This window comes from Paenibacillus shunpengii (assembly GCF_042684905.1).
GTDB classification, from domain to species: domain Bacteria; phylum Bacillota; class Bacilli; order Paenibacillales; family Paenibacillaceae; genus Paenibacillus; species Paenibacillus shunpengii.
In genome coordinates this window covers 1,471,307-1,486,123 of record NZ_JBHUMJ010000002.1, presented here as the reverse complement: position 1 = coordinate 1,486,123, position 14,817 = coordinate 1,471,307, and the positions used below count along the sequence as shown (strand labels likewise).

16 protein-coding genes are annotated in these 14,817 nt (G+C 43.3%); 4 read left to right on the top strand and 12 right to left on the bottom strand.

Going from position 1 to position 14,817, the window contains the following annotated elements:
* Nucleotides 1–47 precede the first annotated feature (47 nt).
* Nucleotides 48–368, bottom strand: coding sequence for a hypothetical protein (locus ACFSVM_RS07090; protein ID WP_076311051.1), 321 nt, complete (start codon nucleotides 366–368; stop codon nucleotides 48–50).
* A gap of 443 nt (nucleotides 369–811) precedes the next feature.
* Here ACFSVM_RS07090 and ACFSVM_RS07085 point away from each other — a divergent pair, with 443 nt between their 5' ends.
* Nucleotides 812–1,051 (top strand): hypothetical protein, encoded by a 240-nt coding sequence (locus ACFSVM_RS07085; RefSeq protein ID WP_076311052.1) that lies wholly within the window; start codon nucleotides 812–814, stop codon nucleotides 1,049–1,051.
* A gap of 109 nt (nucleotides 1,052–1,160) precedes the next feature.
* Here ACFSVM_RS07085 and ACFSVM_RS07080 read toward each other — a convergent pair whose 3' ends face one another.
* From ACFSVM_RS07080 to ACFSVM_RS07050, 7 genes are all read right to left on the bottom strand, one after another.
* Complete coding sequence (locus tag ACFSVM_RS07080; RefSeq protein ID WP_379261073.1) at nucleotides 1,161–2,807, bottom strand: extracellular solute-binding protein; 1,647 nt, start codon at nucleotides 2,805–2,807, stop codon at nucleotides 1,161–1,163.
* 118 nt (nucleotides 2,808–2,925) lie between these two features.
* Nucleotides 2,926–4,581 (bottom strand): response regulator transcription factor, encoded by a 1,656-nt coding sequence (locus ACFSVM_RS07075; protein ID WP_379261071.1) that lies wholly within the window; start codon nucleotides 4,579–4,581, stop codon nucleotides 2,926–2,928.
* Nucleotides 4,578–6,314, bottom strand: coding sequence for a sensor histidine kinase (locus ACFSVM_RS07070; RefSeq protein WP_379261069.1), 1,737 nt, complete (start codon nucleotides 6,312–6,314; stop codon nucleotides 4,578–4,580). The genes ACFSVM_RS07075 and ACFSVM_RS07070 overlap by 4 nt, the downstream gene beginning before the upstream one ends.
* A gap of 100 nt (nucleotides 6,315–6,414) precedes the next feature.
* Complete coding sequence (locus ACFSVM_RS07065; RefSeq protein ID WP_379261067.1) at nucleotides 6,415–7,305, bottom strand: carbohydrate ABC transporter permease; 891 nt, start codon at nucleotides 7,303–7,305, stop codon at nucleotides 6,415–6,417.
* Nucleotides 7,306–7,324: 19 nt separating this feature from the next.
* Entirely contained in the window at nucleotides 7,325–8,230 is a 906-nt protein-coding gene (locus ACFSVM_RS07060) for an ABC transporter permease (protein WP_090722913.1), read from the bottom strand.
* Nucleotides 8,231–8,416: 186 nt separating this feature from the next.
* On the bottom strand, nucleotides 8,417–8,575 hold the full coding sequence (locus tag ACFSVM_RS07055) for a hypothetical protein (protein WP_177178615.1): 159 nt from the start codon (nucleotides 8,573–8,575) through the stop codon (nucleotides 8,417–8,419).
* A gap of 118 nt (nucleotides 8,576–8,693) precedes the next feature.
* Complete coding sequence (locus tag ACFSVM_RS07050; RefSeq protein ID WP_379261064.1) at nucleotides 8,694–9,194, bottom strand: DinB family protein; 501 nt, start codon at nucleotides 9,192–9,194, stop codon at nucleotides 8,694–8,696.
* 162 nt (nucleotides 9,195–9,356) lie between these two features.
* Here ACFSVM_RS07050 and ACFSVM_RS07045 point away from each other — a divergent pair, with 162 nt between their 5' ends.
* Nucleotides 9,357–9,914 carry a CGNR zinc finger domain-containing protein gene (locus ACFSVM_RS07045; RefSeq protein WP_379261062.1) on the top strand — a complete coding sequence of 186 codons (558 nt, stop codon included), beginning with the start codon at nucleotides 9,357–9,359 and terminating at the stop codon, nucleotides 9,912–9,914.
* Between the two features lie 79 nt (nucleotides 9,915–9,993).
* On the opposite strand, the gene ACFSVM_RS07040 is transcribed toward ACFSVM_RS07045, so the two are convergent.
* The 4 genes from ACFSVM_RS07040 to ACFSVM_RS07025 all read right to left on the bottom strand — a co-directional run bounded on the left by ACFSVM_RS07040 (nucleotide 9,994) and on the right by ACFSVM_RS07025 (nucleotide 13,068).
* Entirely contained in the window at nucleotides 9,994–10,527 is a 534-nt protein-coding gene (locus ACFSVM_RS07040) for a GNAT family N-acetyltransferase (protein ID WP_379261060.1), read from the bottom strand.
* Between the two features lie 71 nt (nucleotides 10,528–10,598).
* Nucleotides 10,599–10,937: a L,D-transpeptidase gene (locus ACFSVM_RS07035; protein ID WP_047909623.1), complete on the bottom strand. Its 339-nt coding sequence runs from the start codon at nucleotides 10,935–10,937 to the stop codon at nucleotides 10,599–10,601.
* Nucleotides 10,938–10,989: 52 nt separating this feature from the next.
* Entirely contained in the window at nucleotides 10,990–12,024 is a 1,035-nt protein-coding gene (gene rsgA / locus ACFSVM_RS07030; protein ID WP_379262913.1) for a ribosome small subunit-dependent GTPase A, read from the bottom strand.
* Between the two features lie 450 nt (nucleotides 12,025–12,474).
* Nucleotides 12,475–13,068, bottom strand: coding sequence for a DUF2087 domain-containing protein (locus tag ACFSVM_RS07025; RefSeq protein WP_076311060.1), 594 nt, complete (start codon nucleotides 13,066–13,068; stop codon nucleotides 12,475–12,477).
* A 222-nt stretch (nucleotides 13,069–13,290) separates the two neighbouring features.
* On the opposite strand from ACFSVM_RS07025, the gene ACFSVM_RS07020 reads away from it, so the two are divergent.
* Nucleotides 13,291–14,274 (top strand): YpdA family putative bacillithiol disulfide reductase, encoded by a 984-nt coding sequence (locus tag ACFSVM_RS07020; protein WP_076312506.1) that lies wholly within the window; start codon nucleotides 13,291–13,293, stop codon nucleotides 14,272–14,274.
* Between the two features lie 21 nt (nucleotides 14,275–14,295).
* On the top strand, nucleotides 14,296–14,739 hold the full coding sequence (locus ACFSVM_RS07015; RefSeq protein WP_076311061.1) for a DUF441 domain-containing protein: 444 nt from the start codon (nucleotides 14,296–14,298) through the stop codon (nucleotides 14,737–14,739).
* Nucleotides 14,740–14,817 lie beyond the last annotated feature (78 nt).

Sequence of the window (14,817 nt, the reverse complement as noted above, 5' to 3'; positions counted from 1 at the left end):
TCCCTTCAAAAAGGCATAAACGCGCTTCACATTTGAATCTCGACTTATTACCCTGAATTTTTATTTTGAAACAGCAATCTTCTTCCATGTACAGGGGCTTCGCTTTCCGTTGTCGAAAAAGCCTTTTGCAAACGGACAAAGTTCCCTTCTCTCAGTCCTGTTTCCGTTAATTGTTTTGCGTCAGGCAGCGTAAACCAGTTGCCTTCCGGGAATTTAGCTTCCAATATATATTGAACATTCTCTTGAGGAGGCTCGTTGAATATGCGTACAGAAAGTACAGATTTGAAATACTGGACGGTGCTCTCATCTGGAACCTCAATATCAATCCATTCTCCCTCTCGTCTTGACTGAACGACTGTCAGAATCATCCCATCACACCCTTTTTAGCTATGTCCATCGTCCTAAATCCTTTTATACACATTTTGGCGAATTGCCTTACTATTAATCTACCATATTTTCTAACAGAAGACCCTTTATTGCAATCTTAACTATGCATTTTTAAAGCGAAATACCTATATAATCCAACCGACTCTATTACCATAGTCTCAGCTTTTCGTTACCTTACCATTTCAACAATGTGAAAATCCGACATTTTTGCTGTCATCCCTCAAAATTCTGATATATTATAGTTTCCTATTCTATTCAGGTTTTTGTACAATTCGATGTCATTACTCCCCTCTCATTTGTGAACAATTTTCAAACACTTATCATCTTTATGTTTCCATAAGCTAATTTTAAGGTAATTTTAAGCAACGTTATTTAGAATTAGCAACATGAAACAACTCTAGTAATCTAGTTGAGGTGATTTCTAATGAGAACATTGATCTTTTTCCAAAACAAAAAAATTCCGGTTTATTTTAATGCTGAGAACAAGCAACCTGTACAAAAAACATTAAAGCTGCTAAGCAGCGCATTAGAAGATAAGATTAATAATGGTAAGCGCGCTTTACAAAAATGTTTGCATACATTAATCAGTATTGAAATTATCGGAAGCGAGGCGATTCTCCACAGTATCAGAGAAGACGACACGCTGGCACTATCCCTTTACTAAAAGGGATAGTGTTTTTTTATATCCAGCAATGACAAAGCCACAATACGCAAAAATCGTATTGTGGCTTGCTGGCATCAATCTCATTGGTTAGGTCTGAATCTTGTATTCATCATTTACTTGCGTTAATCAGTTCATTCACTTCCTTCGTAATTTCATCTCCGCCGAGCTTCTTCCAGTTGGCAACGAAATTATCAAACTCATCGATTGGCAGATTACCATAGATAATCTTAAGGAAGGTTTCTGCTCTCAGTTTATCCAGTGTTGCTGATTTCGTGTTCATCGTTTTGGTTGGTGCATATATGAATTCGTTCATAACAATCAGATCGTTATCACGATAGTGCTTAATTACTCCTTGCGAGCTCTCAGGTCCGAAGATCCGTTCCATATGCCATTTATCCAGGTTACCTGAACGATAATCCATAATATCGTCATAGAACAGCTTCGCCTCAAGACCAAGTCCTGATGTATCCCCTGACTCTAGTGCCTTCTCAACCTCATCCTGAGCCTGCACGTTCTTGTTAGCAGGGAGATTGGATACGGTTGCATTCTGGAAGCCGAGTCCTGTCATACCATTTAGATAGTCCGCACGCTCTGTCTCCGCCGCTTCTCCAAACATTTTTTCAGCTTGGAAGTTCAGCAGCTTAATTAGTGCTTCCGGATGCTCATATCCTTTACGTACAGCGAATATACCGCCGAGCGTCAGATGGTTCTGAGTCTTGGCCGGCTGATCATCAATGGATTGAACCGGGTATGGAAGCCAATCGACATTAGGGTCATTCTTGATCATCCCGCTGACTTGGAATGGTGCCCATTGCGGCAGGAAGAACATACCTGACTTCCCTGCATTGACGTCCTCCATCATTTTTGCGAAATCCTTCACACCGAATTCGGGATCAATAACACCATCTTTGTACAATCTTTGGAGCTCTTGCAGACCTTCTTTGACTTCAGGCTGTATTGTACCATTCACGACTTGTCCGGATTCGTCCTTAATCCATGTTTCAAGATAACCATGGTAGCCAAGCAAGAATCCATTAATCGGCAGATCTTTGTTCAGTGCAATACCGAAAGTATCCTGTTTGCCGTTTCCATCTGGATCGTTAAATGTAAAGGCCTCTGCAATTTCAATGACATCCTGCATGGATTGTGGAGCGTCAAGACCTACATTCTTAAGCCAATCTTGACGAATCCAGATCATATCCGAGGAATCCAAGGAACCTGGGAAGCTCACCATCGCGTAGATCTTACCATCTTTAGTTACAGGCTTCAGACCCGCACCGTCCTCCGCTGACAGAAACTCTTTAACGAGATCGGAAGCGTATTTATCATAGACCTCGGTTAAATCTTCCAGCATGCCGGCTTCATACAATTGCTCAAACTGCACCGCGCTCACTTTCAAGACATCCGGCAAATCACCGCTGGCAAGCGTAACATTCATCTTGTCATTATAGTTGGCATCCGCTACAACCCAGTCATAGGTAACTTCAATACCGAGCTCATCCTTATAGCCTCTAAGCCAGATATTATCTGTATGAGTGTCACCTTCAGCTAAAGTTTCTTTTCCCGTCTCGTTCATCGTGGATCTCAGCTTAATTGGCGGATCATATTTGGTAAGCGGACCTCCTGCATCCTGTTGTGGTGTCGTAGGTGTGGATTCCGCCTCTGTACTTCCTGATCCGGATGAACAAGCAGCTAGCGCTGCTGTAAGCACGACAGACATCGATAACATTGTTATTTTCTTAAATGACATTCCCATGCGAATCCCCCTTTATTTCCTCCCCTGAGGTATATACACATCGTACTAAGAAAGCGCTGACATGAGCGAGTGGTACGTCTTTACATCCGGTATCTTTTATTTACCATTTAGGGTCGGATCAGATTTTTTGATCTCGATATTCTTGTGGTGTGCAGCCGATCGCCTTCTTGAAGAAGCGATAGAAATAATGCTGATCACTGAAGCCCACCTTGGCTGATATCTCATGCATTTTATATGTGGACCCCAGCAGCAGCTCCTTGCTTCGCTCCACTCTTTTTTCATAGATATAGTCAGAAATGCCTTTCCCCGTAATTCGCTTATACCACCTCGATAAGTATGAAGGGTTTAATGATACTTCCTGGGCAATCCGAGTCAGCGAGAGATCATCCTCCAGATGATTTTTGATATAAGCATGAATGGCAATCAGTATTTGAGATTGGTCTGTAATTCGGCTGTCACTTCTCTTGGATGCGATCCACTCAAATGAGGATTGGTAGAATCTAACGATATCCGGCCACCGAGTCTGTATATTAAAATGGAGCATTTGAGACAGATCAATCTCTTTCATAGCCACTTCGTACAAGCCGAGCTCCTGCAGAACTTCCAGCAAGCAGCTTCCTGCAGCTGTGTATATTCTCATTCGAACAAACGGATCTTCAAGTCCCTCGGATGCTGTATCCGTCCATTTGCGGAAGGACTCACTCCAATCCTTATCTCTCGTCGTCACCCTCTGTTTAATCTGCTCTAAATGAAGGGATGCGACAGCCAGCTTGTTCATCAGCAGCGGCGTGTGACTAACTTCATTATGAATGTCAACACGCAGCAGCTTCTCCATTCCTTGACCCGGCCCCTCCATCGCGGATAGACGAAGCTGAGCAATGACCTGACTAAGCTTTACCCAGCTCACAGGCTGCTCACTGACCATGATCGATACCGAAATATTGAGACAATTGGCGATGGACTGCTGTACGGTTTCAAGCGTTCCATGCACAAATCGCAGTGTTCGTACCCACTTTTCATCCGGCGAAGGATTCACCATACGATCTTTCATTTGAACAAAACAGGCGATGACCTGATGATCCAGGTCAATTGCTCTCACTCGTGACTTATCCTGCAAATACTCTTCAGCAATATTCGCCGCTGCATAACGAATCAGACTTCGATCTGAGCCTGTCTCATAGTTGTTCCATTCCTCCACACGTATAATAATGGGCAGCACCCATTCGGTAGAATCAAATGGAAGCTGAATCGCATCGAACTCATCCTGTAAACTGCTGGAATCGAGATTCTCATCTCTCTGTATGATGTCTATTAATAATTGTCTATGAAGCTGGGGTAAAGCCCGCGGAAGCTTGTTTCGAAACCAGCTGGTCTGATATCGAAAGTCGTTCTCCTCCTCAATTTGCTGCATAGCCCGGTCTACCGCCTTACGGATCTGACTCATTCCTTCTGTTTTCAGCAGGTAATCGACAACGCATGGGTTACGAATCGCTTGATGAGCATATTCAAACTCGTTATGACCTGTCAGCAATATGATCTTACAGCGCGGCCAGCGCTCCATAATCTCTTGGATTAGAGCCATTCCATCCATTTCAGGCATACAAATATCGCTGAGTACAATATCAATCTTGACCATGTTCAGCCAATCCATGGCTTCAATCGCAGAATGTGCCTTAATAATTTCTAATTCACTGATCTCTGCCTTCTGAAAATAGGTATATAAACCGTCCAAAATAAGAGGTTCATCATCTACAATAAGCATTCGATGCATCATTTATCTTCTCCCTTGAATGGTAAGTTGAAAGTAACTCGCAGACCTCCCATCGGGCTGCGGCTCACGCTGAGTCCGTAAGCATTGCCAAATTGAATGCGTAATCTTTCGTGAACATTGATGAGTCCCGTTATTTCTTCACCATCATGCCGATGTGCTGCATGTGATAATTTCTCAGACAATGTGCTCAAGGTCTCATCTGTCAGAGCCTCTCCATTATCCTCAACGCAAATTTGCAGCTGGTTCTCATCATTCATATATGATATTTTCAGCACACCCCCCTGGATCCGTTTGGACAAGGCGTGCTCGTATGCATTCTCGATTACAGGCTGGATTATGACTCTCGGGACCGTCACACTTCTAAATTGATGTTCGATATCAGAGATAATGGCTGTAACTCTCGAACCAAAACGGATATTTTGAATGGCCAGGTATACAAGTGCATGATCAATCTCTTCCCCCAGTGAGACCTCTGGCTTGGAATCTCTCGTCATATAGCGGAAATACTGTCCCAAATAATCAGTAAATTCCTGAATCAGCTCAACGTTCTCGACCTCTGCCATTTGCTTGATATTAAAGAAGCTGTTATACAAAAAATGCGGCTTAATCTGCGACTGAAGATGCTTGAGCTCCGCTTCACTCGTCCGAATTCGGGCAACATAGTTTTCTTCAATCAGAATATGTAAGCGTTTTAGCATATCATTAAACCGAGAATATAAATAACCAAATTCATCTCTTCTAGAATGAGGAATGTGAATACCTGTCTGCCCTTGTTCTGCCGTCTTGAACCCTCCGATCAGTACGGACAACGGTTTATGAATGGATTTATACACGGAGAAGGAGAAGATAAAAATGATAACAATAGACAGTATCGTTAGACCCCACAGCCACAGCGTATATTTTTCCATTGGTGCTCTAAGAACTTGATGCGGAATGCTTGCTGTTAATGTAAAGTAATGTTCACGGTCGAATAGTGAGTAATGGAAAGCTTCCTCTGTATCATATCGTGTGATGCTCTGGGCTGGCTGGGATGCATCCAAGGTGTGTAAGCTTTGTTTAAGATCTGCCACCTGATTCGTAGATGGGATCACCACCTGATTGCCCTGTCCGAAGGACAAAGTGATCTCACTCCCTCCTGTTTCGGAAAACTCTTGAAGCCGGCGTTTCAGCTCATCGCTGGAGAGCCGGATGCCGAGTAAGAAATTGGGAGCTTCCTCACGATTCATATTGTAAGGATTGCTGCGAAGGAGGTATAACTCCTCGCCAACATGAGATAAAGCGCCATGCAGATTCCCCATAGAATCGATAAGGTTCTTCCACTCCGCGTCCTCCACATTTCGAATGCCGTCAACCGCGCTGACCCTCTTATGCAGAGCGGGCACATAATAGACAACATCGCTGATATAAGGACTTGTTTCTTTGATTTGACTCAGCTTGTTATGGATATCGTTCAAATTTGAGGTAACTTCGTAAGTGTTCATGATCGGTATTCGAGTACTCAAGGTGGACATCGTGTCGTCAAAGGTATATTCGTTGACCAACCCGGTCATCCGCTGCAGCTCAAACTCAAGATGACTATGGTAGAAATGGAGCTTGGACTCGTGGGCCCTCTCCACTTCAGCTTGCATTTGTGCAGAACTGGACATTGTAATCATGATGCTGATGAAATATAACGGTAAAATAACGAGTACAAACGCACCCATCAGCTTCACTACGATTGATTTTGATTTCCACATCGCAAAAAACCTTCTCAAGGTAACATCTGCTCCTCTCCTAACGCAAAAAAGAGCCGGAAAACGGCCCCTTTACTGCTAACTGCTGCTCCCTGTTGGAATCTTACCCTTTTACGCTACCTACAACAAGACCATGTACAAAATAACGCTGAAGGAACGGATAAATAAGCAGTATAGGAATGACGGACAAGAAGATCTGAGATGCTTGTGTTGTGCGATCTGAAATTTGATTCAAAAGTGCTGCATCTTCAAAGGTCATACTGTCCGTGGATATCGTCTGCACTTGCTGAAGCATGGACTGAAGATAGGTTGCAAGCGGATAATTTTCCGGACTCTTCATATAGATCATTCCGTCAAACCACGCATTCCAGTGACCGACCAGTGCAAACAGTGTTACTGTGGCGATGCTTGGCAAGGAGATCGGCAAGTATACACTCCAGAGTGTCCGCAGATGACCTGCGCCGTCCATCCATGAGGCTTCCTCCAATTCTTTGGGCAGCCCGCGAAAGAAATTCAGCATCAACAATACGTTAAAGATTGGCACTGCTCCAGGGAGAATTAGAGCCCATATGGAATCCAGCAGACCTGCTTCTTTGACGATTAAGTATCCAGGAATTAACCCGCCGCTAAACAGCATGGTAAAAACGAAGATCCAGGCGTATACCGTTCTTGAACGAAATTTATCGGCTTCCTTGGATAAGGGATAGGCTACAAGAATTGTACAGACGAGATTAACCAGAACCCCCAGCACGACTCGCAGCAGACTTGTGCCGAAGGAGTTAAGAAACTGCTGGTGCTCCAATATATATTGATAGGAGGACAGCGTGAAATCAACGGGCCAGAAGGTCACGCTCCCTGCTTTTACCGCTTCGCTTGAGCTGAAGGAAATCGCCAGGATGTTTACAATCGGAAATAAACAGAGTAGAGCAAGGATGGTTAAGATGACGTAATTAAATAGGATGAAACAGCGATAGGCTTTGGTCGTATGATGCATGTTGTAAGGGCCTCCTTTCCTAAAAAATCCGATAATTCGCAAAACGATAGGCCAAATAATATCCAAGTCCGATAAAGACGAACGAAACAACCGATTTGATAAGACCCAGTGCAGTAGATACAGAGTACTGTGCATCCTGAAGTCCGATCCGGTAAATCATCGTATCTAGAATGTCCCCTGATTCATATACAAGTGGATTATACAAGTTGAAGACTTGATCAAATCCTCCATTAAGAACATTTCCGAGACTCAGTGTCACCATCAGAATGACAATCGGGCGGATTCCTGGAAGTGTAATGTGCCAGGTCTGCTTCCATCGTCCCGCTCCGTCAATAACAGAAGCTTCGTATAAGGAATGATCTATGCTTGTTAATGCGGCCAGATAGATGATCGTTCCAAACCCAAATTCCTTCCATTGATCCGTAATAACTAATATGTACGGGAACCACTCATTACTAGCAAGAAATTGTATGGGGTCAATCCCGACGGCTTTAAGAGCCATATTGACAATTCCGCTGCTGGGTGACAATACATCGACAATAATGCTGGCCAGTATGACCCACGAGAAGAAATGAGGCATGTAGATAATGGTTTGAATGGTTCGTTTAAATCCAGTCCTTCTCACCTCATTTAAGAGCAAAGCCACAAGGACAGGGACAACAAGTCCTGCGACTATTTTCATTACGGAGATAAATACTGTATTCCATACCACTTGACTGAAGCCTGGTAAATCAAACAAATACCTGAAATTATCGAGACCCACCCAGTTCATATTTTTGAAGCCTGCGATCGGGGAAAAATTCTGAAATGCAATAACAAGCCCCGCCATAGGGATATAACTGAAAACTAAGACGAGAATAAGTCCCGGCAGGATCATAAGATGAAGCGGGATGTTTCGAATAAATTGCTTGATGTTAATTCGCATATGCCGTCTCCTCCTTCAAGTTGATTATAGGAGCAGGGTCCATCGCTTTTATAGTGGAGGGTGTTGACATCAGGTATCTTTTGTTGACTTCCTACCGTGTTTATGCCAAAAAGAAAGAACCTCCTATGTAGAAGGTTCCTCCGAAAAACCGTAGATAAACTTTTATGTTGACATAACGACAATGAACTAGTTGATAAAAACAGACTTCCTGCGCTTCATCACTTCCTCAGTTCTGGCCGCCATTTCGATGCGTATCATAAATAACTCAAGCAAATGCTCTCTCGTATTCTCTTCCTTACAGCTGTCTAATTTATGAAGGATAAATCGATCAATGGACGTTGACATAGGTAACAGCCTCCTATTCTTTATTTCTCAGTCCGGCATGACTGTATCTCCCGCTATTGATCCGGTACACCAGAATTAACCATAAATTGTCATTTCAAAACAGCTGTAAACCAATTTGCTATTGATTATTTTTCCAATCCCCGCGCAACTTACGAATAAGTACGATTTGTCCGATGTGATAAGCATCATGCTGTACCCACTGCGGTAGCTCTTCTGTCAAAAAAGTCTGATCCACAGTTCCCATTCCCTCTGGAGACAATCCCTTTTTCTCCATGTTCTCAAGCTCTTTCCGAATAAGTGAGTATAGGTTCTCTGCCTTCTGACAAGTTGCAGCAAATGCGGTCTCATCTGACGGATCACCAGGAGAACCAAACGTTTCTATATTCGTTAATCCATCCTTTGCCTCTTTGTTTCCTGTTAACTTGTTCAGAATCTTCTGATTGTAATAATTCATATGGTTTAACGTTTGCCAAATCGTGTTCACTGACCCACCCGGTTTCCAAGCACCCATCTCAGCGGATAATCCACTTAATGCTTTGGATAACGGAACATACCAATATTCGTTGTTTTCATTCTGTGCGACCTGCAGCAATAGAGATTTCAAACCATAAGAGCTCATTATTGATTCATCCTCCTTCAATCGTGTAACTAGTTAAATGCCAATTTCCAGGTTACAATATAAATATAAACGAAAAAAGCATATATGTAACCCTCTATTCAAAATTTAAAGGTTACAACAAATTTATTTGATAACAGCCTATTCAGCTGGAGGATGAACAGAATGGAACGAATTTGGACCGATTTTGCAAACAGTCTATGGCATGACTGGAAGGGTCATGGGCAGAGCGAGGATCGACTGATGCAGATAAAATGGCAGCAATTTTTTTTGGATCGATATCAATATATCCACATACAGGAACCAAGTGCTGCAGAAGGACAAAGAATGCTCGAGCTTAGAGACAGTCTAATCGAAGCTGCTGGTTCTCTTGCACGCGGAGAAATGCTGAAGGATGAGGATATTGATTTTTATAACCAAATAATGCATAAAAAATGTCTATTTCCTGAGATCATCAAGCAAGATGAAGGGTTAGAGCTGACGTATGCTGGCAGCATCCTTGACTGGGATGATATTTTAGCGGATATTGTTATCGATTTTGCCAAAACGGTGATCGAAGAAGATCCCTCTCGAATTCGAATTTGCGATAATGAGAACTGCCGCTGGATTTTTTATGATGAGACACGAAATCGGCGCCAGCGTTATTGTGATGACAAGCTATGTGGAAATCTGATGAAGGTCAGAAGATTCCGTGCAAAGAAAAAGGAAGAACTGGAAGATTAATCAGACTGCTCGGTATAAATAGGTTGCTATGTAATAACCTCCCCGTATATCTATGCAAATAAGGCGGCTTAATGCCGCCTTACATTTGTTTGAACTGTATGAACTTATCCAGTTGATCCCACCCGTATGCAATTTCGGTATAGTCTTCGCCTCCGATTTGAACGAGTTTATCTCCAGAAGCAATCCCGTGCCATTTTTCATAAAATGCTCGATACCGGTTATCCTTAAGCGCCCATAGAAACATAGAATCATGCCCTTGGTCCCGTAAAAATACCGCGATCGATTGCATTAATTGCAATCCGATTCCTTGCCTTCGATAGCTGTCTAATATGTATATCGCGTATAATTCACCTTCATAGGGAAGACATTGGGTTCGGCTCGGTCCCCCACTCGCAAATCCAACGATGTCCCCTTCCTTCGTCTCCGCTACATACACCGCTGTTTGATCAAGTGCGGGACCCAGCTGTCTCTGCCAATTCATCGTCCTCTGTTCCACGGATAACCCGGCTAGGACCTCTTCCTTGATAACTCCCTTATATGCTGTTCGCCAGCTATCCACATGTACTCTAGCAATGGCCGCTGCGTCTTCAAATACAGCTTGTCTAATGATCATTTTTCATTCCTCCTGAACGAATTTCATGATCAGGGTAGTCGCCATAGAGCGAATACCCTTGTCAGATCACCCTACGGTCTTATGGTCACTCTTGTGCCAACAGGAACTTTGCTCTCCAGATCAAGCACATCCTGATTGTACATTCTAATACATCCATGGGACACATTCTGTCCAATTGAGGAAGGGTTATTGGTCCCATGAATTCCATAATGAGCTTTGGACAAACCCATCCAAAAAGCCCCGAATGGCCCTCCCGGATTGGGTTGCTTGTTGACAATTGTAAATTCTCCAACCGGTGTCTGTGTAACCATTGCACCAATCGCAACGGGATAAGCTCGAACGACAACATCATGATCAAGCAGATACAACTGATGATCAGACAGATCAACAATAATACGATAATTTGGCATTGTGCATTCCTCCTGTTTCATCCTATGCACTGCCGTATGGATAAGCGCAGTCTTAATCTTCTATTTCTTTACGCCAGCCACTTTTTTTGTCACGAGTCGTACTATGCTTCGCATTTCTAGTGCTCTTTTTTGCAGCTACAGCCTCTTTTTTGACTTGAAACTGAATTTCTCGCAGCATCTTGTGATAATTTTCCAGCCGCTTCGTCTCCAGCTCTCCCGTTTGAATTGCATCCCTCACGGCACAGCCGACCTCCTTTAGATGCTGACAATCAGTGAATCGACATTGCTGTGCGAGCTGTTCAATATCCTCAAAGGTACGGGAGATGCCCTCTCCATCATCCCAGATTGACAAGGCCCTCATGCCCGGGGTATCAATCAGAATACCGCCTCCCTGGAGTGTAAACATTTCCCTGTGTGTCGTTGTGTGTCTTCCTCTACTATCTTCCTCCCGGACCTCTTGAGTCATCTGATGACTCTCACCTGTGAGCCAGTTAATCATGGTCGATTTTCCACTGCCTGAGGAGCCGACCAGCGCAACCGTTTTACCGGAGTCCGTGTAGACTTCCAAGGCTTCTTTCCCTAAGCCATAATGAGCGGATACAGGAATGACGGGTACGCCAGGAGCAATGGCTTCCGTTTCTGTCAGATAGGAAGAGAGATCCTCGCATAGATCACTTTTGCTCAGTACAATGACAGGATTAACCCCGCTATTCCAAGCCATGATCAGATACCGCTCCAGCCTTCTTGAATTGTAATCTCCGTTAAGAGCACACACGATAAATAAGGTATCGACGTTGGCAGCAATAATTTGTTCTTTGGTTTCAAAACCGGCGGCCTGTCTTGAAATCACGCTGTTTCGTTCAAGTACACCATGAATCAAAGCATCGTCATAATCGCCATATGTTTTTACGATAACCCAATCACCCACACCTGGCTTACTCCCCTCGCTAAATAGGGCTCTCGCCTTTCCTGACAAGCTTCCGAACTTATTCCCTTCCGCTGTTAAGATGCCGTACTTCTGTCCGTAGTCTGTTGTAATTCGAGCAGGCCGGAGTGTTTCTTTCTCAGCATGATTGAATGTGCTCATCACGTCTTCCCACTTCTGATCCCATGATGCAGTCCAGCCAAATTCAATTAACTCTGTTCTCTGAATCTCATTCTTCAAATGTTCTACCTCCATTAATTGGGTGTTCTTTAACTCAAACAGGTCTCCCGAAGCAAACAAAAAACCGCAGGATATATCCCTGCGGCATTATCCTCCAATTCAAGCCGAGCATCCCTCAACATGAGAATTAGGAGTATCACATAAAAAATCCGCACAGGATATACTCCCATACGGATCTTCATCATCTGATGAATTGACAGCTCTTCCATAGAAGACAGCTGAAACAATTAAATCTGAGATGATTGTTGTCCGATCGGGAGACGATAGTTACAAGCAACAACATATACATTCATCATTAGGTTACTCATAGATATCGCCTCCTTCATCATTTTCCATATATTACAGGATGGTACATTGTTATGTCAAACCTAATTATTTGACGTTCTCCCATTTCGTCCACATCTCTGTCGGATTAACCTCGTATATTTCTTCCTCCCTGTACATGAAATCATGCATAATAAATTCTCTGCGGATCGTGGCATAATCTTCATGATACGGTTTGATAAATTCATTGATTTCTTTCTCCTGATACTTTCTTCCCTTCTCAAGCTGCTCTACAAGATGCTGAAGTACAATAAGCTTCTTTTTGTATTGAGCGGGAATAGATCTAAGCTTACCTTCCTTCGTAAAGAAATTTTTCATAACGGAATCCTTCAATTTCTGCTTGCTGTCTGTTTCCACCATCTGGCTCTCTCCCTTAAATATGAAATGTAGTGATGCTTCTGCGTGCTCCTTAATGAGGTAAGGATAAAGTGTAAAATAAATCGTATTCTTGTCCCTTCGCTCTTTAATGAGTCCTGCTTCTCTCAGCTTGGCAGCATGATGCGTTACAGTAGGCTGGGAAAGATTTAATTTGTCTGCAAGCATTTGTCCATTCATTTCACCTTGAGATAATAACAGCATCATTCGCATCCGATTTGGATCAGCGAGTGCCTTGTGGTAATTTACAATCTTATCAAGCTGCATAACTATTCCTCCACCATATTTATTGAGCCGAGTCTATTCCATTTAATTTGATGATTATAACATTTGATATTTATCTAATTAGATAATATTCTTCTGCTTCTCGATTGTCAACTTGAATTAAGAGTGGTTTCGAATTACTGGTATTCATCAGCAGAATACGGTACGATAATAAATACTTGAAAAACATGATTGGAGCAGAAAAGGGAGATGAAATGTAGCATGATGAAAGACGTCATTATCATCGGAGGAGGACCCTGCGGTTTATCTGCAGCCATTGAGTGCGGTAAACAGGGACTATCCTCTGTAATTATAGAAAAATACAATGTGGTGCAGTCGATCTACTTGTATCCAACGAATATGCAGTTCTTCAGTACGGCTGCACTGCTTGAAATCGGAGATATTCCGTTCAGTACACCAAATGACAAGCCTTATCGTTATGAAGCTCTAGCTTATTACCGCAAAGTAGCTGCACACTATAATTTGGAGATTTCACTGTATGAAGAAGCTTATGAGATCCGTCCTCTGGAAGAAGAAGGGTTCCGTGTAAGTTCCAAAAACAGAACTGGCGAGACGGTCTATTACGAAGGAAAAAATGTGGTTGTCGCCACAGGATACTTCGACCACCCTAATTATCTCGGCATACCTGGAGAACAATTAGACAAAGTCACTCATTACTTTCGGGAGGCCCATCCTTATACCAAGACAAAGGTCACCATTATTGGAGGAAGTAATTCTGCCGTAGATGCGGCGATGGAGCTGGCTCGTGTAGATGCCGAGATCGATATGGTATACCGTGGACATAGCATTTCAGAACACATCAAGCCATGGGTTCGTCCCTTATTTGAAGGTTTGGTCTCCAAAGGCAGAATTAAATTGCATCTCGGATCAAGGGTAACCGAGATTCTTGAAGATCGTGTCATTGTCACTCCGAATGAAGGGGTGGATTTTGAGCTGCCTAACGATTTCGTATTAGCGATGACAGGTTTCAGACCGGATCGAAAGCTCCTCACCTCAGTAGGTGTATCCATGTCCGATGATCTGGATAAACCACTGTATAATTCGGAAACAATGGAAAGTAGTGTTCCTGGAATTTATGTAGCAGGGGTCATTGCTTCTGGCCGGAATGCGAATGAAGTGTTTATTGAATCAGGCAGATGGCATGGAAGATTAATCGCCGAGCATATCAAAGACAAAATGGGATCTTAACGGTGTAGGGAGATGAACAAAATGGATATGACGTCCCTGTTATTACTCGGATTTGCGGCTCTTGGCATCATTAGTAATAATACGCCAATTACGATTGCCGTTGTCGTACTGCTGCTCATCCGGATTACGGGAGCTCAGCAGGCTTTTCCATGGCTTGAGAAATACGGGTTGACCGTCGGAATTATTATTTTGACAATTGGAGTCATGACTCCACTGGCTAGTGGTAAGATTAGCATCGATACCCTATTATCCTCATTCATGCATTGGAAATCGCTTGCCGCCATCGCTGTCGGAATGCTTGTTGCCTATCTTGGAGGACGAGGTGCATTCTTAATGAGTGGTCAACCCACCGTCGTGGCCGGATTGCTGATTGGAACCGTTCTCGGTGTAGCCTTGTTTAAAGGTGTTCCCGTTGGCCCCTTGATTGCAGCGGGTATTCTCTCTCTACTCATTGGTAAGTCATAACCAAGCAAGGGCCATCCTGCTTCTCGATGAAGTTGACCGCCCTTGCTTATTTTTCGTGAACTAATATAGCTGTTTATG

Coding starts and splice junctions, on each gene's coding strand:
- ACFSVM_RS07050 (WP_379261064.1), bottom strand. CDS start 9,194: ATGAGCTCTTATGGTTTGAAATCTCTATTGCTGCAGGTCGCACAGAAT.
- ACFSVM_RS07020 (WP_076312506.1), top strand. CDS start 13,291: ATGAAAGACGTCATTATCATCGGAGGAGGACCCTGCGGTTTATCTGCA.
- ACFSVM_RS07075 (WP_379261071.1), bottom strand. CDS start 4,581: ATGATGCATCGAATGCTTATTGTAGATGATGAACCTCTTATTTTGGAC.
- ACFSVM_RS07065 (WP_379261067.1), bottom strand. CDS start 7,305: ATGCATCATACGACCAAAGCCTATCGCTGTTTCATCCTATTTAATTAC.
- ACFSVM_RS07040 (WP_379261060.1), bottom strand. CDS start 10,527: ATGATCATTAGACAAGCTGTATTTGAAGACGCAGCGGCCATTGCTAGA.
- ACFSVM_RS07055 (WP_177178615.1), bottom strand. CDS start 8,575: ATGTCAACGTCCATTGATCGATTTATCCTTCATAAATTAGACAGCTGT.
- ACFSVM_RS07090 (WP_076311051.1), bottom strand. CDS start 368: ATGATTCTGACAGTCGTTCAGTCAAGACGAGAGGGAGAATGGATTGAT.
- ACFSVM_RS07085 (WP_076311052.1), top strand. CDS start 812: ATGAGAACATTGATCTTTTTCCAAAACAAAAAAATTCCGGTTTATTTT.
- ACFSVM_RS07035 (WP_047909623.1), bottom strand. CDS start 10,937: ATGCCAAATTATCGTATTATTGTTGATCTGTCTGATCATCAGTTGTAT.
- ACFSVM_RS07060 (WP_090722913.1), bottom strand. CDS start 8,230: ATGCGAATTAACATCAAGCAATTTATTCGAAACATCCCGCTTCATCTT.
- ACFSVM_RS07045 (WP_379261062.1), top strand. CDS start 9,357: ATGGAACGAATTTGGACCGATTTTGCAAACAGTCTATGGCATGACTGG.
- ACFSVM_RS07015 (WP_076311061.1), top strand. CDS start 14,296: ATGGATATGACGTCCCTGTTATTACTCGGATTTGCGGCTCTTGGCATC.
- ACFSVM_RS07025 (WP_076311060.1), bottom strand. CDS start 13,068: ATGCAGCTTGATAAGATTGTAAATTACCACAAGGCACTCGCTGATCCA.
- ACFSVM_RS07070 (WP_379261069.1), bottom strand. CDS start 6,314: ATGTGGAAATCAAAATCAATCGTAGTGAAGCTGATGGGTGCGTTTGTA.
- ACFSVM_RS07080 (WP_379261073.1), bottom strand. CDS start 2,807: ATGGGAATGTCATTTAAGAAAATAACAATGTTATCGATGTCTGTCGTG.
- rsgA (WP_379262913.1), bottom strand. CDS start 12,024: ATGAGCACATTCAATCATGCTGAGAAAGAAACACTCCGGCCTGCTCGA.